Raw genomic sequence first — 19,585 nt, 5'->3', positions numbered from 1 at the left:
AACAGGAGATGGCCGGTTACGGAGCAGCACTCATGACCGACATCGGCCGGAAATCCGTCGGCACCGCGCCGTGGTCCGGCCAGACCTTCTCCAGCCCGTCGGCGATGACCGCAAGGCAGGTGTCCACCGCCCCGGCGTCGAGCTTGTGCCCGCGGAGCGCGCGGATTTCCCCCTCCGCCGCCGCGATGCCCAGGGCGGGACGGTAGGGGCGGTGGGAGGTCATGGCCTCCACGATGTCGGCGACCGCCACGATGCGCGCCTCCAGCGGAATCGCGTCGCCGCGCAGGCCCTGCGGATAGCCGCTGCCGTCCAGCCGTTCATGGTGCTGGCCGACGATCGCATGGACGGCGGCATCAAAGTCGATCTTGGCGACGATGGTCGTGCCGATCCGGGCGTGCCCCTTGACGAGGTTGAACTCGTCCGGGCTGAGCCGGCCCGGCTTGGAGAGGATCTCCGCGGGGATGGCGATCTTGCCGACGTCGTGGAGCAGGGCGCCGGTGCGGATCGCGTCAACCCTGTCCGCCGGCAGGCCCATCCGCTCCGCGATTGCCACCGATAACGCAGACACGCGCGCCTGATGGCCGGCCGTGTAGGGATCGCGCTGGCTCAGCGTGTGCGACAGGGCTTCCACCGATTGCTGGAGCAACAGGACGAGACGATCGGTGGCCTTGACCCTGGCCTCGTCAGCCTCGCTCCGGCGCTTCAGTTCGCGGACCAGCAGCCAGCGCAGCGCGACGGCGGTGACGGCGACGAACAGCAGGCCCTTGCCGATCTTAAACAGGCTGTGGGTCGAGAGGTCCGCCCCGAAAATCCGGTTCACGGCCTCTCCGCTCACCAGAATCCAAGCCGTGCCGGCGACGGTGTAGGCGCTCGCGACGCGATTGGCGAGGGAGGAATTCGGCATGGCAGGACAGGTCGTGAGGGACGGACAACGGCCGATCAGTGTTGCGCAGGGACGCCCATGCCTCCAGGGTCATTTTGTCGACGCGCGGAAATTCCCGCGATTCCCCAACAGACCTTTGACCGGTGAGACATTCCTTGGCCGAAACGAGCGAACAGGTTCCTGCCTTCCCCCGCTTTATCGCCATCGACTGGTCCGGTGCGCGCGGACGGCGCTATGCCGGAATCGCGGTGGCGGAGTGCCCGGCCGACGACGCCCCGCCGCGACTCGTCGAGCCAACCGCCGGCTGGTGGTCGCGCAGCGAAATCTTCGCGTGGCTGGTGGGGGAACTGGAGCGCGGTCCGGCCCTGGTCGGCATCGATTGCGCCTTCTCGCTGCCCTTCGACATCGCCGCGCGTTACTTCCCGGACCCGGACGCCGCGACGGTCTTCGACCTGTGGGACCGTGTCGAGGCGGTGGCCGCCAGCGAGCCGGATTTCGCCGGGGGCGCCTTCGCGGAGCATCCGGACTATGGCGCGGACTTCTGGCGGTCCGGCCTCCAGCCGGACTGGTACCGGGATCCGCACCGCCTGACGGAGCGGATGTGCCGCGCCGATGGCTACGGCAGCCCGCAGAGCCCCTACAAGCTGATCGGCTCCAAGCAGGTGGGAAAGGGGGCCTTGGCTGGCATGCGGATGCTGCGCGCCCTGAAGCGGCGCGCCCCGGACCAGGTTGCCGTCTGGCCCTTCGACGACTTGCGGCCCAGCCAGATGGTCTTCTGCGAGATCTACCCGCGCCTGTTCCTGAAGCGCGCCGGCTTCGGCCTGCGCAAGATCCGCGATGCCCAGGACGTGGACGCGGCACTCGCCTTTCTCGGATCGGCGCCGGCCCGGCTTTCCGGTCCGGTCACCGACCATGACGCCGACGCGCTGGTCTCCGCGGCCGGGATGCGCTGGCTGGCGGACCGGCCGGAGGTGTGGACCCCGCCCGCGATGGACGCCCGCGCCCGCCGGCAGGAGGGGTGGATCTTCGGCGTGGGGGAGCGGGGCGGATCGCTCACGAACGCTTGAGCGGTTGGAACACCGGTAGCGTGCCGCCTGTTGGCCCGGCTTTGCTTATCCGGAGATGTCCCTGTGTCCAGCAGTGTGTCCAACAGCCATCCCAGCACTCCACCATCCAACCCGCTGCGCTACGACCCCTCCGTCGAAACACCCGAGGCGGATGAGGCGGAAACCGCCGCGGCGCTGGCGGACACCCTGCTGTCGATCAGCAAGACGACCTACAAGGACGGCGGGCATGGCCTGCGCAGCGTCCATGCGAAGAGCCACGGATTGCTCGTCGGGCAGCTGGAGGTGCTGGACGGGCTGCCGCCGGTCCTGGCCCAGGGAATGTTCGCGCGGGCGGACCGCTATCCGGTGGTCATGCGCCTGTCCACCACGCCAGGCGACATCCTGCCCGACAGCGTGTCGACTCCGCGCGGTTTCGCCATCAAGGTGATGGGCGTGCCGGGCGAGCGGCTGCCGGGATCGGAGAGGCAGACGACGCAGGACTTCGTGCTGGTCAACGGCCCGGTCTTCGCGGTGCCCGACGGCAAGACGTTCCTGGGGAACCTGAAGCTGCTGGCCGCGACCACCGACCGCGCGCCGACGGCGAAGAAGGTGGTGTCCGCCGGGCTGCGCGGGGCGGAGGCGGTGGTGGAGGCCTTCGGCGGGCAGAGCGTGACGCTGAAGACGATGGGCGGCGAACCGGAACGGCACATCCTGGGCGAGCGCTTCTACAGCCAGGTGCCGATCCGCTACGGCGAATACATGGCCAAGGTCAGCGTCGTGCCGGTGTCGGACGAACTGATGGCGCTGAGCGGCGCGCCCTTGAACGTCAACGGCAAGCCGGACGGCCTGCGCGAGGCGGTGGTGGACTTCTTCGGCCGGACCGGCGGAACGTGGGAGTTGCGGGTGCAGCTCTGCACCGACCTGGAGACCATGCCCATCGAAAACGCCGCGGTGGAGTGGCCGGAGGAGAAGAGCCCCTACGTCACCGTCGCCCGCATCACCGTGGAGCCGCAGACGGCCTGGAGTCCGGAGCGGTCGAAGGCGGGGGACGATCGGCTGTCCTTCAGCCCCTGGCACGGGCTTGCCGCGCACCGACCGCTCGGCTCCATCATGCGGATGCGCCGCCACGCCTACGAAATGTCGGCCCGCTTCCGCGCGGAGCGCAACGGCGACGACCTGGGGGAGCCGGACGGGTCCTTCCGCCTGCCGGCCTGACGGGTGTCGAGCGGGGGAGGGCGGGGAAAGCCGTACCGACACGCGGCCATGCGCCCCCAACGCGTGACAAATCGCCGGATTTCTGGCTCTAATCCGCCCGGAACTCCCACACCCCAACCCGATCCCCCATCGCCGTCGGAGGGCACGTGCTCGCATCCCCCGCCTCTCTTGTCGCGGTCGCCATTGGTGGCGCCACCGGGTCGGTGGCGCGCTACCTGCTGATGACAGCGGTCGGACAGTGGCTCGGCACGCAATTCCCCTATGGAACGCTGACGGTCAACGCCATCGGCTGTTTCACCATGGGCGTGCTGGCGGAGTTGGCGGCGCTGGTGTGGTCGCCCTCGCCGGAGCTGCGAGCGCTGGTGATGGTGGGCGTGCTGGGCGGATTCACGACCTTTTCTTCCTTCACGCTGGACGTGGGGCTTCTGGTTTCCCGCGACGCCTTCCTGTCGGCGGCGGGGTATGTGCTGGCCTCGATGGTGCTGACCATCGCGGGCTTTTTTGCCGGCCTCGCGGTCGTGCGTTCTCTTGTGTCGGTACCCTTGTGATGAGTGAAACGAAAGCCCCCGCCCCGAACGGCACCCAAAAGGCCGGCAATGTGGAGACCCGGACGGTGACGGCCGACGAGGCCGACATCCGCCTCGACCGCTGGTTCAAACGCCATTTTCCCGACGTGGGGCACAGCTACCTTCAGAAGCTGCTGCGCACCGGCCAGATCCGCGTCGATGGCAAGCGGGCGGAGACCTCGACCCGGCTGGGCGCCGGGCAGGCCATCCGCATCCCGCCGCTGGCCGACTGGGCCAAGCCGGAGGGCGCTCCCGCCCAGCCCGCGCCGAAGAAGCCGGCGATGTCGGAGAAGGACATCGCCGCGCTGCGCGCGCTGGTGCTGTTCAAGGACGGCGACGTGATCGCGCTGAACAAGCCGGCGGGCCTCGCCGTGCAGGGCGGCACCAACACCGCCAAGCACCTGGACGCCATGCTCGACGCGCTGCGCTTCGACGCGAACGAGCGGCCGAAGCTGGTGCACCGGCTGGACAAGGACACCTCGGGCGTCCTGCTGCTGGCGCGCAACACGTTCGCGGCGTCCAAGCTGACGGAGATGTTCCGCGGCCGCGACGTGCGCAAGATCTACTGGGCGGCCACGGTGGGCGTGCCGAAGCCCTACCAGGGCAAGATCGACTTGGCGCTGGCGAAGGAAGGCGGGCCGCAAGGCGAGCGTGTGGCCGGCGACGATGACGACGGCAAGCGCGCCATCACCTATTACACGGTGCTGGAAAACGCCGGGAAGCAGGCGGCCTTCGTTGCCATGTGGCCGCGCACCGGCCGCACCCACCAGCTGCGCGTCCACATGAACGCCGTCGGCACGCCGATCCTGGGTGACGGCAAGTATGCCGGGCAGGGCGCCTATCTGGCCGGTGCCGAGGTGCCGAAGAAGCTGCACCTGCACGCCCGCCGCCTGATCCTGCCGCACCCGCGCGGCGGCAATCGGGTGATCGACGTGACGGCCCCGCTGCCGGACCACATGGTGACGACTTGGAAATACCTGGGCTTCAGCCCGAACCTGAAGGGCGACCCGTTCGAAGACGTGGATTGAGGGAGATGGGGAGTGGTCGCGCTGGGCCCCCCTCCCAGCCTCCCCCCATCTTCGACGGGGGGAGGAGTAATCCCCTCCCTCGCCGAAGGTGGGGGAGGGTTAGGGTGGGGGCCCAACGCAACCACCTCTCGCTCAACCCCGCTAGTTAAATCCCCCTGAGAAAACCCTCGATCACCTCCACCAAGAGCGCCTCGCTCTCCCGGTGGGGGACATGCCCGGTCTCGGGGAGGATGCGCGCGGTGCCGCGCCCGGCGGCGATGCGTGTGGGGTGCTCGGCGGAGCCGTACTCGTCCCGCTCGCCGTGGATAGCCAGCACCGGGCATCGGACGCCGGCCAGGGCAGGCTCCAGCGTCCAGTCCGCGAATTCCGGCGACAGCCACGTGTTGATCCAGGCGTCGGCCACCCAGGCGGCCTTGTCGCCGTGGTACTTCGCCAGTTTCGCGAGGCTGGCGGGATCCTCGAAGCCACGTTGGGCGACGCGGATCCCCGCGAGCGTCTTGTCCTCGACGAAGGCCTGGGCGGCAATGGTCACGAGCGCCCGGCAGCGCGCCGGGAGCCGGGCGGCCGTCTCCACGGCCATACCGCCGCCGACGCTGTGCCCGCAGGCCACGAAGTCGTCAATGCCGAGTTGGTCGCACAGGGAGGGGACGACGCACTGCCCTTCCGCGGCGACGAACCCGGCGTCCAGCTTCCCCGGATAGGAATCGGAGCGTCCGAAGCCGAGCCGGTCGTAGGCGACGACGCGCCGCCCTGTCGTGGCGGCGAGCCGCTGGGGAAAGCCGCGCCACAGCTCGACGCTGCCGAGGGAATCGTGGAACAGGATAATCGGTGCGGGCGGTGGGTCGTCCGAGGATTCCGGCGTCCAGACCTTCGCGAAGAGGGAGCCGTCGGCTAAGCGGATCCGGGTTTCGGTCTCGTCGACGTTCGGGAGCGGGGCTTTGGGCGTGGACATGTCGGCCGTGGCTGTGTCCGGGATGGGCTGTACGCAATAAGGCTTCGCGCGGCACCTGTCGAGGGCGGCTGTCGAGACGGACTGAGCGCTTACCCCGCCTCCCGCTCCTTGAGGAACGCCGTAAGCTGCTCCGCCGCCTCGCCGACATGCTCCATCACGAGCCGTTCGGCGGCCGCCCCGTCCCCCGCGCGGCAGGCGGCCAGCAGGGCGCGGTGCTCGTCCTGGGAGCGTGGATGGTAGCCGAGCGCCGCGAACTGGAAGCGCAAATAGCGGTCGGCGGCCAGCAGATGCTGCTCCACCAGCGCCAGCAGGCGCGGATGCCCGGCACGGCCGTAGAGCGTCATGTGGAAGCGCCGGTTCAACTCCCCCATGCGGCCCGGGTCGGCTTCGCCGTCCATCTCCGCGATCAGCTCATCCGCCTGGGCGAGGTCGTCCGTGGTCAGGCTTGGCAGGGACAGGCGCAGGGCCATGGGCTCCAGCGCCATGCGGATCGCCCCGATGTCCGCGGCGTCCGTGGCCGAGATCTCCGCGACCACGGCGCCGCGGTGCGGGTGGAACTCCGCCAGCGCGCGCGCTTCGAGTTGGCGCAGAGCCTCGCGCACCGGCATGCGGCTGACCCCGAAGGTTTCCGCCAGTTCTTCCTGCCGCAGCGGCGTGCCGGGGGCGATGGCGCCGGTCAGGATGGCCTCGCGCAGGGTCGCCTCCACGAACTCCGCCGTGGTGCGGAAACGCGGCTGCGCCCGCGCGACGAGGCGCGCCAGCTCGGCGTTGGCGGACATGCGGACTCTCCCCTTGCCAGGATATTGTATCCAATCTAACACTGCGCCTCGTCCCTTGCACGCCGGATAACGGAGCCGCGGCATGCCCCACCTCGAATCCACCCCCGCTACGGGCATCTCGGCCAAGGCGGTCGCCGCCGGCCTGCTGACCGCGCTGGTTGGCTACGCCAGTTCGGTCGCGGTGGTCATCCACGGGCTGACCGCGGTCGGGGCGGGTATGGAACAGGTGATCTCCGGCCTCGTCCTGGTCGGCCTCGCGATGGGGCTGGTCGCCATGGGGCTGAGCCTGCACCGGCGCAAGCCGATCAGCATCGCCTGGAGGACGCCGGGCATGGCGCTGCTCGCGGCAACCGGGCCGGTGGAGGGTGGATTCTCCGCCGCGGTGGGCGCCTTCGTCGTCACCGGCCTGCTGATCGTCGTGGTCGGGTTGTGGTCTCCGCTCGGCCGGTGGGTCGGGGCAATCCCAAAGCCGCTCGCCAACGCGATGTTGGCCGGGATCCTGCTGAAGCTCTGCCTCGCCCCGTTCCTGGCGGTGAGCCAGGCGCCGGGGGTGGCGCTGCTGGTGCTGGCGACCTGGGCGGTGGTGGGACGGATCGCGCGGCTCTACGCCGTGCCGGCGGCCGTGGCGGTGGCGCTCGGCGCCATGCTGCTGGAGACGCCGGGCGGCGGCGCGCTGTCGGGCATGGTCTGGCCGACGGTGACCTTTGTTCAGCCGGTCTTCACCTGGGAGGCGATGGGCGGCATCGCGCTGCCGCTGTTTGTCGTAACCATGGCGTCGCAGAACATTCCGGGCCTCGCCGTGCTGGCGACCTACAATTACAGGCCGCCGACCCGGCCGATCTTCCTGGCGACCGGTGCGGCCTCCGCCGTCGCGGCGATGGCCGGGGCGCCGACCGTCAACCTCGCCGCCATCACCGCGGCACTCTGCGCCAGCCCCGACGCCGACCCGAACCCGGCACGGCGCTGGCAGGCGGCCTTCGTCGGCGGGATGGGCTACGTCCTCTTCACCGCGCTGGCCGGGGTGACCGCGACGATGGTCACCCGATCCCCGCCCGTGCTGATCGAGGCGGTGGCCGGTCTGGCGCTGGTCGGCGCCTTCGGCGGCGCGCTGATGGGCGCGGTGCAGGAGGAGGACAAGCGGACCGCCGCGCTGGTCACCCTGCTGGTGACGGCGTCGGGCCTGTCCTTCGGGGGCGTCGGCTCCGCCTTCTGGGGCCTGCTGCTGGGCGGGGCCATGCACCTGCTCCACCACCGTCCCGCGGTGCTGCGCCCGGCCGAATGAGTCGGCCCTTACGGCGCTCTTGAGCGGTTGCGCTTTCCCGGTGCGGGCTGCATAAGTCCGGGGCGACGCGCCCGTTTTCCCGGAGGTGTTCCCTTGAGCGGTCCCCTGCGCCTTGCCCTGTTCGACTGTGACGGCACGCTGGTGGACAGCCAGTTCGCCATCTTCGATGCGATGTCCAGCGCCTGGGCCGCGCATGGGCTGGGCGAGCCGGACCCGGCCGAGGTGCGGCGGATGGTCGGACTGCCGCTGGTGCAGGCGGTGGCGCTGCTGCTGCCCGACCGCGACGACGACCAGCATGCCGCCATCGCGGAGAGCTACAAGGAGGCCTTCCAGGCGCTGCGCCGCCGCGGCGACCTTCACGAGCCTCTGTTCCCCGGCATCCGGGAGGCGCTGGACGCGCTGGAGGCGCGGGGCGTGCTGCTGGGCGTGGCGACGGGCAAGTCGCGCCGGGGGCTCGACGCCGTGCTGGCGCACCATGGGCTGACCGAGCGTTTCGTCACCTTGCAGACCAGCGACATCGGCCCCGGCAAGCCGCACCCGGACATGGTCCACCGCGCGCTGGCGGAGACGGGGGTGGAGGCCGCGCGCACGGTTGTGATCGGCGACACCACCTACGACATTCAGATGGCCCGCAACGCGCGGGTGGCGTCCGTCGGCGTCTCCTGGGGCTACCACGCGGTGGCCGAGCTGGAGGCCGCCGGGGCGAGCCGAATCGTGCATCGCGGGGCCGCGGTGGCGGAGGCGGTGCTGGCCCTGCTGGACCTAACGAACGAAGCCGAAGGATCGTGATGAAGCGCTTTTACAAGACCACCTCCGTCGAGCCCGCGCCCGCGGAGGCCGGCGGCTTCGAGGTGCGGCTCGACAACCGTCCCATCCGCAGCCCGGCCAAGGCGCCGCTCGTCTTCAAGAGCTGGCCGCTCGCCCAGGCGGTCGCCGCGGAGTGGGAGGCGCAGGCCGAGGACATCGACCCCAACGCCATGCCGCTGATGCAGCTGGCCAGCACAGCGGTGGACCTGATCGGCAAGGGCCGCCAGGCCATCGTGGACGGCGTCGCCGCCTACGCCGAGACCGACCTGCTGTGTTACCGCGCCGAGCACCCGCAGGCGCTGGTCGAGCGACAGGCCCAGGCGTGGCAGCCCCTGCTCGATTGGGCGGCGCTGCGTTACGACGCGCCGCTGCACGTCAATGCCGGGCTGATGCCGAAGCCGCAGCCGCCGGACGCGCTGCGCGCGCTGCGCCACGCGGTGGAGGCCTACGACGACTGGACCCTGTCGGCCCTGCAAACCGCCACCGGTTCCTGCGGCTCGCTGATCGTCGCGCTGGCACTGGTCGAGGGCCGGATCGACGCGGAAGAGGCCTTCGCCGTGTCGCAGCTCGACGAAACCTTCCAGATCGAGGCCTGGGGCGAGGATCCGGAGGCGACGAAGCGCCGCGCCGCGCTCCGCGCCGACATCAACGCCTGCCGCCGCTTCGTGGACCTGTTGCGGGCGTGAAGGGAACCCTCTCCCTGCTCCGCAGGGAGAGGGGTTTTACGCCGTCTCCGTCGCGCCGCGCACGAACTGGTCGAACATCGGCTGGATGACGGCCTCGCCGATGTCGCGGGTGATGAAGACGATCTTGGAGCGGTGATCGTCGCTCGGCCATTCCTCCAGCCGGACGGGCGGGTGGAACATGTGCTGGACGCCGTGCACCACGACCGGCAGCTCGCTCTCCTTGACGTTCAGCAGGCCCTTGATCCGCAGCAGGTTCTCCCCGCCGACGGCGATCAGGGCTTCCATGAAGTCGATGAAGCTGTTCCACGGAATCGGCTCGTCCACCACCATGCAGAAGGCGCGGATGTGGTCGTCGTGCCGGTTGGCGTCGTGGTGGTGGCCGTGGCCGTGGTCATGCCCGCAGTCTGGGCCGCAGGCGTCGCCATGGTCGTGATCGTGGTGGTCGTGCCCGTGCTCATGCCCGTGATGATCGTCCCGGTAGGCCTCTTCCTTCAGCCAGCGGGCGACGTCGGGGCTCTTGGTCTCAGGGTTGTAGAGGCCGGCGTCGAACAGGGTCTTCGGGTCCACGTCGCCGTGGGCGGCCGGGATGACCGGCGCGGCCGGGTTGATGGCGGCGAGCCGCTGCATCAGCGCCGCCGTCGTGGCGGGCGTCGCCACGTCGGTCTTGGTCAGCACGATGCGGTCGGCGACGGCCGCCTGCTTCACGCTCTCCGGCTGGCGGTCCAGCTGGTTCGCGCCGTGCGCCGCGTCCACCGTGGTGATCACCCCATCCAGGCGGAAGCGGGCGGCCAGCAGCGGGTCGCTCATCAGCGTGTGGATGATCGGGGCCGGGTCGGCGAGGCCGGTGGTTTCCACCACCACCCGGTCGAACTCCGGGATGTCGCCGCGCACGCGCTTCAGGAACAGGTCGCGCAGCGTGTCGACGAGGTCGCCGCGGATGGTGCAGCACAGGCAGCCGCTGTCCATCAGCACCATGTTTTCCGACGCCTTGGCGACCAGCAGGTGGTCGAGCCCGACCTCGCCGAATTCGTTGATCACCACGGCGGTCCGCGCCATGCCCGGATGGTGCAGCAGCTTCTGCAGCAGCGTGGTCTTGCCGCTGCCGAGGAAGCCGGTCAGCACCGAGACGGGCAGGCGGGGCGAAACCCCGGCTTGGGGGCTGGCGGGGGCGTTCACGGTGTCTTCTCCTGGCAGTCGGTGCACCGGCCCCGCACCTCGACGGTGGGGCGGTCCACCTGGAAACCGCGTTCGGCGGCGATGGTGTCGATGGCCGCGCGGATGCGCGGGTCGTCGATCTCGACGGCGTTGCCGCAGGCCTCGCAGACCAGGAACTGGCCGGAATGGACAGCCCCGGGCGCGGCGCAGCCGATGTAGGCGTTCAGCGATTCAAGGCGGTGGACCAGCCCTTGTTCCACCAGGAACTCCAGCGCGCGATACACGGTCAGCGGGGCGGCCGACTTGCCCTCGCGCTGGCTGAGGTCTTCCAGGATGGCGTAGGCGCCGCGGGGGCGGTGGCTGGTCCAGACCAGTTCCAGCACCTGGCGGCGCAGCGCGGTCAGCCGCGCGCCGCGTTCAGCGCAGAGCGCATCGGCGCGCGTCAGCGCGTCGGCGATGCAATGGGCGTGGTCGTGGTTGGTGGGGTTCGTCGCGGCTGGCATGATGTTATTTTATAACGTAGGCGGCCCGGACGCAAAGAAAAGGGGTGAAGGCACCCGCGGACCGGTCAGGGATCGCTCTCTCCGCCGTCCTTCCGGCGCACCATGGCGAAGGCGGCGAGCGCGCGGTCGCGGGCGTCGTCGTGCTCGACGACCGGATGGGGGTACTCGCGGCCGAGCCGCACCCCGGCGTCCTTCAGCACGCTGTCCGGAGACTGCCAGGGCTTGTGGATCCACTTGGCCGGCAGGCGCGCCAGCTCAGGCACGAAGCGGCGGACATAGTCGCCTTTGGGATCGAACTTGGCGCCTTGCAGGATTGGGTTGAAGACGCGGAAGAAGGGCGAGGCGTCGGCTCCGCAGCCGGCCACCCACTGCCAGTTGGCGGCGTTGTTGGCGAGGTCGGCGTCGACCAGCGTGTCCCAGAACCACGCCTGCCCGGTCTGCCAGGGCAGCAGCAGGTCCTTGATCAGGAAGGAGCCGACGATCATCCTCACCCGGTTGTGCATCCAGCCGGTTTGCCAGAGCTGGCGCAGGCCGGCGTCGACGATTGGGTAGCCGGTGAGGCCGCGCTTCCACGCGGTCAGATGCGCATCGCCCGTCCGCCAGGGGAAGCGGGCGAAGCGCTGGTCCAGCGAATCCTCGGGCAGGACCGGAAAGTGATGGAGCAGGTGGTGGTTGAACTCCCGCCAGCCCAGCTCGCGCAGGAAGGCTTCAACCCCGGCGGCGCGCTCCGGGTGGGCGTCGGCGGCGTGGCGGGCGGCGTGCCAGACCTGCCGCGGGCCGATCTCCCCGAAGGCGAGGTGGGGCGAGAGGCGAGAGGTGCCGTCGGTGTCCGGCCGGTCGCGCAGGGTCGGGTATTCGGTGATCGGCCCGTCCAGAAGGTCGGCCAGCCGCTCCCGCGCGGCGTCCTCCCCCGGTTCCCAGATCTCACGCAGGCCGGCGGCCCAGTCGGGTTTGCCCGGCAACAGGCCCCAATCGGCCAGCCGCTCGCTCCGCACCGGCTTGGCCGGGGCGGCCAGCCGGTCCGGCGCGCGAACCGGGCGGGGCGGTTCCGGAAGGGCGAGCAGAGCGCGCCAGAAGGGCGTGAAGACCTTGTAGGGGGTGCCGGTCTTGGTGTGCAGGCTTTCCGGCTCGGCCAGCAGGGCGGCGTTGTGGGTCTGCGCCGTGACGCCGCGGGTCACCAGCGCTTCCTCCACCCGACGGTCGCGGGCCGCGGCGGCGGGGCCGTGGCGCCGGTTCCAGTGGACCTCGGCGGCGCCCGTCGCGGCGGCCAGATCGGCCAGCACCGCCTCCGGCCGGCCGCTCCGCAGGACGAGGGGGGAGCCGAGCTTCGCCAGCGCGGCGCCCAGCCGGTCCAGGCTGCCGTGCAGCCACCAGCGGGACGCCGCGCCCGGAAGCCAGCGGTCGTCCGGATCCTCCTCCCGGATATACACGGGGATCACCGGGGCTCCACGCTCCGCGGCGGCGGCGAGGGCGGGGTTGTCGGCGAGGCGCAGGTCGTGGCGGAACCAGACGAGGACGGGGCGGGGCGCGGCGGTCATGAGGCCGGACGATACCGGATTCCGGTGGCGATGAAAGGCGGGAAAAATCTGCGGATCCGGGAGATCCAGAGGGGGATTGCCCTCGTATTCCCCCATCATGCCGCGCCCGGCGAGAGGCCAAGCTGGTTGGCCGCGCGGGGTGTGGCTTGGTCCCTCCTGCCGATCACACCGCCGATCCGGCAGGGCTCCTGGCCCGGAGAGCTAAGCTCGGCTCTCCGGGTTTTCTTTCATCGGGTGTAGCTTGGTCCGGAATCAGGGGACAGGCGGCCGGCGGGGAATCGGTGGACCTTGCCGCGGGCCAGCAGATGCACCTCGAACGGCCTCCCCAACAACCCGGAAATCGCCGGGTCCAGCACGTTCAGCCCACCGGTGAAGGCGCCGAAGGCCGGCAGGATCAGTTTCGCTCCGTCGAAGGCGAAGCAGCGGTCCCGCACCCGCCGCCCCGGCACCAGGACGGCGGCGGCCGGGTGCAGGTGCCCGGACAGTTCCCCCACGGCACCCGGTACCGCCTCGTGCCGGAAGGTCAGGGGGCCGAGCGCCAGTTCATCGACGATGCGCCCGCCGAAGCCCTCCGGCGGCTCCGGGTCGTGGTTGCCGGTGACCCACACCCAGTCCTCCGCCCGCAGCGTCAGGGCCTGCAGCCGCTCCACATCGGCGGCGTCCATGCGGGAGGCGGCGCGGCGGTCGTGGAAGCTGTCGCCCAGGCAGACCACGCGCGCCGGCGCCAGCCGCTCGACCAGCCCGGCCAGCCGGTCCAGAGTCGCCCGCGTGTCGTAGGGCGGCAGCATCCGCCCGCGCGCCGCGAAGGCGGAGCCTTTCTCCAAATGCAGGTCGGCGACGACGAGCGTCCGCTCCGCCGGCCAGACCAGCGCGCCGGAGGGGTCGGGGGCGAGGGCGGCCCCTTTCAGGGCTATGGTCGTGTCCATGACCATCACAACGCCAGCCGGCCCTGATCATTGCCCTCGGAGCCCAACTCCGGCATCGCCTCGGCGACCAGGTCGGAGGCAGCCTGCTCCAGCAGTTCGTCGGTGGCGGAGCCGTCGACCCGCTCCCGCCCGATCTCCAGGATCACCGGCACAGCCAGCGGGGAGATGCGGTCCAGGTCCTTGTGGGTGATGCGGCCCTTCACCCGTGTCAGGAAGTCCGACAGGCGCCGGATGTCGGTCAAGCCCCCGGCGGCGTCGGCCCGCGTCGCGCGCAGCAGCACATGGCCGGGGTCATGCTTCCTCAGCACGTCGTAAATGAGGTCGGAGCTGAAGGTCACCTGCCGACCGGACTTCTCCTGGCCGGGATGGCGGCGGTCGATGACGCCGGTGATCAGCGCCACGTTGCGGAAGGTCCGCCGCAGCATGGAGGACTCGTCCATCCACGCCTCCAGGTCGTCGCCCAGCATGTCCTGGTCGAACAGGACGTCCATGTTCTTGGGTGTGCGCAGCGACCACACCGCCAGCACATAGTCGGTGGCGACGAAGCCCAGCGGGCCGCAGCCCATCCGCTCCATGCGGCGGGTCAGCAGCATGCCCAGCGTCTGGTGCGCGTTTCGCCCCTCGAACGCATACACCACGAGGAAGCGCTTGCCGGCCTTCGGAAAGCTTTCCACCAGCAGCCCGTCGCGCGCCGGCAGGACGGAACGCCAGCGCTGGAGCCGCAGCCATTCCTGCACGTCGTCGGGCAGGTTTGGCCACTGCGCCGGGTCGGCCAGCATGGCGCGCACGCGGTCGGCCAGCGCGGAGGTCAGCGGCAACCGTCCGCCGGCGTAGGCCGGCACCTTCGGATCGCCCGTGCCCCCCTTGGCGACCTGCGCCTCCATCTCCCGCACGCCGAGGAATTTCAGCAGCTGGCCGGCGAACAGGAAGGTGTCGCCGGGGGTGAGGCCCTGGATGAAATACTCCTCCACCTCGCCCAGCACCGGGCCGCGGTTCAGGCGCACGCGCAGCATGGCCTCCTGCGTGATGGTCCCGACATTCATGCGGTACTGCCGCGCCACGGCGGGGGCGGCCACGGCCATGCGCTCATCTTCCCGCATCACCAGCCGGTGGAAGCGTTCGTAGTTGCCGAGCGCGTAGCCGCCGGTCGCCACGAAGTCCAGCACGTCGTCGAACTCGTCGCGCGCCAGCCCGGCGTAGGGGGCGGCGCAAACGACCTCGTCGTAGAGGTCGTCGGGCCGGAATGGGTCGGCGCAGGCCATGCCCAGCATGTGCTGGGCCAGCACGTCCAGCCCGCCGGGGCGGGGCCGCTCGCCGTCCAGGCTCATGGAGGCAACGGCGTCCACGGCGGCGCGGCATTCCAGCACCTCGAATCGGTTGGCGGGGACGAGCAGGGCGCGGCTGGGCTCGTCCAGCCGGTGGTTGGCGCGGCCGATGCGCTGCACCAGCCGGCTCGCCCCCTTCGGCGCGCCGATCTGCACCACGAGGTCCACCGCCGCCCAGTCGATGCCGAGGTCGAGCGAGGAGGTCGCCACCACCGCCCGCAGCTTCCCCGCCGCCATGGCGGCCTCCACCTTGCGGCGCTGCTCCGCCGCCAGCGAGCCGTGGTGGAGCGCGATGGGCAGGTTGTCGTCGTTGATGCGCCAGAGTTCCTGGAAGACGATCTCCGCCTGGGCGCGGGTGTTGACGAAGACCAGCGTGGTGCGGTGGGCGCGGATGCGCTGGTAGACCTCCCCTAGAGCGTGCGTCGCCATGTGGCCGGCCCAGGGCAGCCGTTCCCGCGTCGTCAGGATCTCCACCTCCGCCGAGGCCCCGGCGCGCCCGGTGACCAGACGGACGCCACATCCATTGGGACCGTTTTCGGCGCGGCCGGTCCTGGACAGCCAGGCGAGCAGCTGGTCCGGCTCCGCCACCGTGGCCGACAGCCCGACCCGCCGCGCCGCGGGGGCGAGCCGCGCCAGCCGCGCCAGCCCCAGCGCCAGCAGGTCGCCGCGCTTGGTCCCGGCCAGCGCGTGCAGCTCGTCCACGATGACGCAGCGCAGATGCCGGAAGATAGCAGCGGAGTCGGCGTAGGACAGCAGCAGCGCGAGGCTTTCCGGCGTGGTCATCAGGATCTGCGGCGGGTGCGCCCGCTGCCGCCGCCGCTTGGCCTCCGGCGTGTCGCCGGTGCGGGTCTCCGTGCGGATGGGCAGCCGCATCTCCGCGATGGGCTCCTCCAGGTTGCGCTGGATGTCCACCGCGAGCGCCTTCAGCGGCGAGATGTAGAGCGTGTGCAGCCCCTCCCGCGGCCGTTCCGCCAACTCGATCAGCGAGGGCAGGAACCCGGCGAGCGTCTTGCCACCGCCGGTCGGCGCGATCAGCAGAGCGCTGTCCCCAGCCTCCGCCGCCTCCACCATGGCGATCTGGTGCGGGTGCGGCGCCCACCCACGCGACCGGAACCACCCCGCGACGTTTGCCGGGATGAGGGGGGCCGGGATGAGGGGGGAGGGGAGGTCAGGCATGGGCGGGCGCGCGGGTGGGGTGAGGCGGTTGCCCGGAGCCGTATGGAGCGGAATGAAACGCTGTGAGACGTTTTTTGCTGTGGTGTTTCATTCCGCTTGGGCCGGGGCCTTGCTGCCGTTTCATGCGTCGAAAGAATAGCGGAGCGCTTGGAACACTTCAAGAACGCGCGTGCCGGTCGGGATGCTTGAAGTCCACGCGTGCCATGGTAATCTGAGGATAAGGAGGTGACGCGCCTTTTCGTTCCCTGGTGGCGAGGCCGGTTTCCCAGCCCCGCCTTTTGGGTCTTACCGATCGTGGTCCGTGTTGAAGCCGGCCTCGAATTCCAACTCCACCCGGAACCAGAAGCGGCGAACCCACTTCAGGAACCTTTTCAAGCGCGTCACCTCCCTTCGGTTTGTCGGTCGGGAGAAGCCCCAGCCGACGCCAGCATCCAAACGCATGCATTGTGCGGGTCAACGCGAAAGTCGCATGGCGAGGGTGCCGCTCCGCCTTGGCGGCAATCCGCCGCAGGGCTCGTACGCCCTGGCTCTGGCGCGTTTGGATGATTCCTTGGCCCCCATGATTGTGCGGCTGCTTGGACTGTTCTCGTAGATCAACGAATACATAACCATAACAGTTTCGTGGTCTTGAAATCTTTGCCAAGCCGTGACAAATCCCCAATCCGGTCCGGACATTGACTATGATCAAGAGATGCAGCGATGTCCTTGCTATGGTTCGTCTATAAACGCGCATTTCCGTGCGAACCATAGTGGGCAAGGATCGAGGCGATGGTCCGTAACTTCGTTTCCATCAAAGTTCTGGTCTATTCCGTCGTGGTGGTTCTGTCGGTGCTCTCGCTCCAGTCCACCGGGCGTGATGCGGTCGAAGCCTGGACAATGCGGCAGGCGACGGAGGCGGAGCGCTCGGCGAACCCCGTTGTGTCGGCGCTGCTTGACGCCGCCGGGCATTTCGCGGTCGAGCGAGGCCGCACCAACACGGCGCTTGCCGCGGCCGATCCGGCGGGGGCCGAGGCGCTGCGTGCAATCGCCGAACGGCGGCGGGCGGCCGACGCCGCACTGGACGGCGCGCTGCGGGGTATCGGCTCGGTGGCGGGGCTGTGGGGGCATGATGCGGAGTTGGCCGCCGTGCAGGAGACGCGCACGGCGTTGAACCGCGTTCGCGCCGCGGTCGACACCGCTTTGGCCCTGCCGCAGGCGAAACGCGATCCGGCGCTGGTGAAGAGCTGGGTGCCGACTATCACCGCGCTGATTGAGACGTCGCAACGCCTGCGCCTTGCCATTTCATTGTCCAGTCAGAAGACAGACGTCTCGGCTGCGGAACTCGACGAGATTCGGCACTTTGCCTGGGTGATGAGCGAGTATGCCGGGCGGGAGCGCGCCATGGTCGGTGCGGCCATCGCGGCGGGCGAGCCGCTGACTCCGGAGCAAATCGCCCTTCTGGCGACGAACCGCGGGCGCGTCGAATTCGCTTGGGAAAGCCTGTCCACCCTGGCCGCGCGGAGCGAGGGGCTGCGTCCCGCGCTGGCCTCCGTCCACGCTCGCTTTCTGGGCGAGTTCCAGGACGTACGGACCCAGGTGCTGGCGGCATCCCTCCAGCGGCGTGCCTATCCGGTCTCCGCGGACGGGTGGATCGCGGCGTCGACCAAGGGCATCGACTCCATCCTGGATTTCCAGCGCGCCGCCAATGGCGAACTCGACCGGACGCTCGACACCATCGCCGGCCATTCGGGCTGGACACTGCTGATGGCGCTCGGCGTACTCGGCGTGACCATGGCGGCCACGGCGGGGGCCGTGTTGCTGGTGCGGCGGCGCTTCGTCGGGCCGATGGCCCGCATGACCGGCCTGATGCTGCGCTTGGCACGCGGCGACCACGCGGTGATCGTGGAAGGTGCCGGCCGCGGCGACGAGATCGGCGCCATGGCGCAGGCGGTCGAGGTGTTCAAGCGCAACGCCATCGAGGCCGACCGGATGGCCGCCCTTCAGGCCGCGGAACAGGACGCCAAGGAGCGTCGGGCCGCCGGAGTGGAGCGGCTGATCGGCCGCTTCGATCAGGCGGTGGCGGGCATCCTTCATTCCGTCGGCAGCGCCGCCAAGCAGTTGGACGCCACCGCCCAGGGCATGACGCTCACCGCTGAAGCCACCCAGGCGCGGGCCAGCGGCTCCGCCGCGGCGGCGGGGCAGACCGCAGCCAACGTTCAGGCGGTCGCCGCGGCGACGGAGCAGATGAACAGCACCACCTCGGAAATCGCGCGGCAGGTCGCCGCCTCCACCCGGATCGCCACCGGTGCCGTCGACGACGTGGAACGCACCGCACGAACCGTGGCGGCGCTGGCCGATACGGCCGACCGCATCGGCACGGTGGTCCAACTGATCCAGGATATCGCCAGCCAGACCAACCTTCTGGCGCTCAACGCCACCATCGAGGCGGCGCGGGCGGGCGAGGCCGGCAAAGGCTTCGCCGTCGTCGCCTCGGAGGTGAAAAGCCTCGCCAACCAGACCGCCCGGGCGACGGAGGATATCGCTGCCCAGGTTGCAGCGATCCAGGGCGCCACCGAGGACGCCGTCGCGGCCACCCGTTCCGTCACGGGCACCATCACCGCCATCAACGAGATCTGCACGACCATCGCCGCGGCGGTGGAGGAGCAGAACGCCGCCACCGCGGAGATCAGCCGGAACGCTCAGGACGCGGCCTTGGGCACTCGGGAGGTGTCCAGCACCATCGAGAAGGTCACGCTGGCCGCCGGCGAAACCGGCGGTGCGGCGACGCAGGTGCTGTCGGCCGCCGGCGAACTGAGCCATCAGGCCGACGCCCTGCGCGTGGAGGTGGAACGGTTCCTGACCGGCATCCGTGCCGCCTGAGGCCGTACCGCTGTTCAGCGGCCGGGGAATTTCGGGGCGCGTTTTTCGAAGAAGGCGGTGATGCCTTCCTTGGCTTCCGGGTGGTGCAGGGCTTCGACGAACAGGTCGCTTTCGCGGGCGAGCTGGGTGGCGAAGTTGCCGTAGGCCAGTTCCATCAGGCGCTTGGCGCGGCCCATGGCGGCGGAGGGGCCCTCGGCGAGCTTGGCGGCCCAGGCCAGGGCCTCGGGCAGGGCCTGGCCGGGGGCGGTGAGGCGGTTGACGACGCCGAGCGCGTGCAGCCGCGCCGGCTCGACCGGGCCGCCGTCCAGCATCAACTCTGCGCAGAGCTGCAGGGGCAGGGCGCGGGCGAGCGAGGCCGACGCGCCGCCGTCGGCGTTCAGGCCAACCTTCACGTAGGCGGTCAGGAAACGCGCGTCCTCCGCCGCGACGATCAGGTCGCAGGCCAGCGCCAGGGAGAAGCCGGCGCCCGCCGCCGGGCCCTCCACCGCGGCGACGATGGGCTTGGGGCATTCGCGCATGATGCGGACCCAGCCGTGGAAACGCTCGATGGAATCGCGGTTTTCCGACCGCGACTTGCCGGCGTGGTCGTACAGCCGCGTCAGGTGCCCGCCGGAGCTGAAGGCGCCCCCCGCGCCGGTCAGCACCACGGCGCCGATGCCGTCGTCGTGCGCGGCCTCCTCCAGCGCCTCCCGCCCGCGGGCCATCATGCCGTTGCTCAGCGCGTTGCGGGTCGCCGGGTCGTTCATGGTCAGCACGAGAACGCGGCCCTGGCGCACCACGTCGAAGTGGCCTGGATGATGGTCGGGCATGGTCGTTTCTCCCCTGTCCGGTGATTTTTGCTGTGGAGGAACTGTGTCAC

The 19,585-nt window shown here is 70.3% G+C and carries 17 protein-coding genes; 8 read left to right on the top strand and 9 right to left on the bottom strand.

Annotated elements, in window-relative coordinates:
- Positions 1-16: 16 nt before the first annotated feature.
- A complete protein-coding gene (locus M2351_RS08900; protein ID WP_264655736.1) occupies positions 17-904 on the bottom strand; it encodes an HD-GYP domain-containing protein in 888 nt (295 codons plus the stop codon).
- Positions 905-1,038: 134 nt separating this feature from the next.
- Between M2351_RS08900 and M2351_RS08895 the strand changes: the two genes are divergently transcribed.
- The 4 genes from M2351_RS08895 to M2351_RS08880 all read left to right on the top strand — a co-directional run bounded on the left by M2351_RS08895 (position 1,039) and on the right by M2351_RS08880 (position 4,738).
- The gene (locus tag M2351_RS08895; RefSeq protein WP_264655735.1) at positions 1,039-1,950 is read left to right on the top strand and encodes a hypothetical protein; all 912 of its coding nucleotides are present in this window, start codon (positions 1,039-1,041) and stop codon (positions 1,948-1,950) included.
- 63 nt (positions 1,951-2,013) lie between these two features.
- On the top strand, positions 2,014-3,144 hold the full coding sequence (locus M2351_RS08890; protein WP_264655734.1) for a catalase family protein: 1,131 nt from the start codon (positions 2,014-2,016) through the stop codon (positions 3,142-3,144).
- A gap of 146 nt (positions 3,145-3,290) precedes the next feature.
- Positions 3,291-3,692 carry a fluoride efflux transporter CrcB gene (gene crcB, locus M2351_RS08885; RefSeq protein WP_264655733.1) on the top strand — a complete coding sequence of 134 codons (402 nt, stop codon included), beginning with the start codon at positions 3,291-3,293 and terminating at the stop codon, positions 3,690-3,692.
- A complete protein-coding gene (locus tag M2351_RS08880) occupies positions 3,692-4,738 on the top strand; it encodes an RluA family pseudouridine synthase (RefSeq protein ID WP_264655732.1) in 1,047 nt (348 codons plus the stop codon). Before crcB ends, M2351_RS08880 begins: the two co-directional genes overlap by 1 nt.
- A 145-nt stretch (positions 4,739-4,883) precedes the next feature.
- Here the strand turns inward: M2351_RS08880 and M2351_RS08875 are convergent, their stop codons facing one another.
- Together M2351_RS08875 and M2351_RS08870 are read right to left on the bottom strand one after the other, a co-directional pair.
- Positions 4,884-5,690, bottom strand: coding sequence for an alpha/beta fold hydrolase (locus M2351_RS08875; RefSeq protein ID WP_264655731.1), 807 nt, complete (start codon positions 5,688-5,690; stop codon positions 4,884-4,886).
- Positions 5,691-5,779: 89 nt separating this feature from the next.
- Positions 5,780-6,469: a GntR family transcriptional regulator gene (locus M2351_RS08870; RefSeq protein WP_264655730.1), complete on the bottom strand. Its 690-nt coding sequence runs from the start codon at positions 6,467-6,469 to the stop codon at positions 5,780-5,782.
- A gap of 82 nt (positions 6,470-6,551) precedes the next feature.
- On the opposite strand from M2351_RS08870, the gene M2351_RS08865 reads away from it, so the two are divergent.
- From M2351_RS08865 to M2351_RS08855, 3 genes are all read left to right on the top strand, one after another.
- Complete coding sequence (locus M2351_RS08865) at positions 6,552-7,751, top strand: benzoate/H(+) symporter BenE family transporter (protein ID WP_264655729.1); 1,200 nt, start codon at positions 6,552-6,554, stop codon at positions 7,749-7,751.
- A gap of 93 nt (positions 7,752-7,844) precedes the next feature.
- On the top strand, positions 7,845-8,540 hold the full coding sequence (locus M2351_RS08860; protein WP_264655728.1) for an HAD-IA family hydrolase: 696 nt from the start codon (positions 7,845-7,847) through the stop codon (positions 8,538-8,540).
- Positions 8,540-9,244, top strand: a complete 705-nt coding sequence (locus tag M2351_RS08855) for an ATP12 family chaperone protein (RefSeq protein WP_264655727.1) — start codon at positions 8,540-8,542, stop codon at positions 9,242-9,244. Before M2351_RS08860 ends, M2351_RS08855 begins: the two co-directional genes overlap by 1 nt.
- Before the next feature lie 36 nt (positions 9,245-9,280).
- Here M2351_RS08855 and M2351_RS08850 read toward each other — a convergent pair whose 3' ends face one another.
- From M2351_RS08850 to M2351_RS08830, 5 genes are all read right to left on the bottom strand, one after another.
- Positions 9,281-10,420, bottom strand: a complete 1,140-nt coding sequence (locus tag M2351_RS08850) for a CobW family GTP-binding protein (RefSeq protein ID WP_264655726.1) — start codon at positions 10,418-10,420, stop codon at positions 9,281-9,283.
- Positions 10,417-10,902: a Fur family transcriptional regulator gene (locus M2351_RS08845; RefSeq protein WP_264655725.1), complete on the bottom strand. Its 486-nt coding sequence runs from the start codon at positions 10,900-10,902 to the stop codon at positions 10,417-10,419. Before M2351_RS08845 ends, M2351_RS08850 begins: the two co-directional genes overlap by 4 nt.
- A 65-nt stretch (positions 10,903-10,967) precedes the next feature.
- Positions 10,968-12,440, bottom strand: a complete 1,473-nt coding sequence (locus M2351_RS08840; RefSeq protein WP_264655724.1) for a cryptochrome/photolyase family protein — start codon at positions 12,438-12,440, stop codon at positions 10,968-10,970.
- A 227-nt stretch (positions 12,441-12,667) separates the two neighbouring features.
- The gene (pdeM, locus tag M2351_RS08835) at positions 12,668-13,366 is read right to left on the bottom strand and encodes a ligase-associated DNA damage response endonuclease PdeM (RefSeq protein WP_454464583.1); all 699 of its coding nucleotides are present in this window, start codon (positions 13,364-13,366) and stop codon (positions 12,668-12,670) included.
- Between the two features lie 5 nt (positions 13,367-13,371).
- Positions 13,372-15,867, bottom strand: a complete 2,496-nt coding sequence (locus M2351_RS08830; RefSeq protein ID WP_264655722.1) for a ligase-associated DNA damage response DEXH box helicase — start codon at positions 15,865-15,867, stop codon at positions 13,372-13,374.
- Between the two features lie 768 nt (positions 15,868-16,635).
- Between M2351_RS08830 and M2351_RS08825 the strand changes: the two genes are divergently transcribed.
- Entirely contained in the window at positions 16,636-18,726 is a 2,091-nt protein-coding gene (locus M2351_RS08825; RefSeq protein ID WP_264655721.1) for a methyl-accepting chemotaxis protein, read from the top strand.
- A 14-nt stretch (positions 18,727-18,740) separates the two neighbouring features.
- On the opposite strand, the gene M2351_RS08820 is transcribed toward M2351_RS08825, so the two are convergent.
- On the bottom strand, positions 18,741-19,535 hold the full coding sequence (locus tag M2351_RS08820; protein WP_264655720.1) for an oxepin-CoA hydrolase, alternative type: 795 nt from the start codon (positions 19,533-19,535) through the stop codon (positions 18,741-18,743).
- Between the last annotated feature and the right edge of the window lie 50 nt (positions 19,536-19,585).

It is taken from the genome of Azospirillum canadense (genome assembly GCF_025961225.1).
GTDB classification, from domain to species: Bacteria; Pseudomonadota; Alphaproteobacteria; order Azospirillales; family Azospirillaceae; genus Azospirillum; species Azospirillum canadense.
Note: the sequence above shows the minus strand (reverse complement) of the source record. Positions and strands in the feature narration are given on the sequence as shown.

Bases quoted from the DNA above. Each gene is read 5' to 3' on its own strand.
- M2351_RS08830 (WP_264655722.1), bottom strand. From the start codon at position 15,867: ATGCCTGACCTCCCCTCCCCCCTCATCCCGGCCCCCCTCATCCCGGCA.
- M2351_RS08880 (WP_264655732.1), top strand. From the start codon at position 3,692: ATGAGTGAAACGAAAGCCCCCGCCCCGAACGGCACCCAAAAGGCCGGC.
- M2351_RS08870 (WP_264655730.1), bottom strand. From the start codon at position 6,469: ATGTCCGCCAACGCCGAGCTGGCGCGCCTCGTCGCGCGGGCGCAGCCG.
- M2351_RS08855 (WP_264655727.1), top strand. From the start codon at position 8,540: ATGAAGCGCTTTTACAAGACCACCTCCGTCGAGCCCGCGCCCGCGGAG.
- M2351_RS08825 (WP_264655721.1), top strand. From the start codon at position 16,636: ATGGTCCGTAACTTCGTTTCCATCAAAGTTCTGGTCTATTCCGTCGTG.
- pdeM (WP_454464583.1), bottom strand. From the start codon at position 13,366: ATGGACACGACCATAGCCCTGAAAGGGGCCGCCCTCGCCCCCGACCCC.
- M2351_RS08820 (WP_264655720.1), bottom strand. From the start codon at position 19,535: ATGCCCGACCATCATCCAGGCCACTTCGACGTGGTGCGCCAGGGCCGC.
- M2351_RS08840 (WP_264655724.1), bottom strand. From the start codon at position 12,440: ATGACCGCCGCGCCCCGCCCCGTCCTCGTCTGGTTCCGCCACGACCTG.
- M2351_RS08875 (WP_264655731.1), bottom strand. From the start codon at position 5,690: ATGTCCACGCCCAAAGCCCCGCTCCCGAACGTCGACGAGACCGAAACC.
- M2351_RS08845 (WP_264655725.1), bottom strand. From the start codon at position 10,902: ATGCCAGCCGCGACGAACCCCACCAACCACGACCACGCCCATTGCATC.
- M2351_RS08865 (WP_264655729.1), top strand. From the start codon at position 6,552: ATGCCCCACCTCGAATCCACCCCCGCTACGGGCATCTCGGCCAAGGCG.
- M2351_RS08900 (WP_264655736.1), bottom strand. From the start codon at position 904: ATGCCGAATTCCTCCCTCGCCAATCGCGTCGCGAGCGCCTACACCGTC.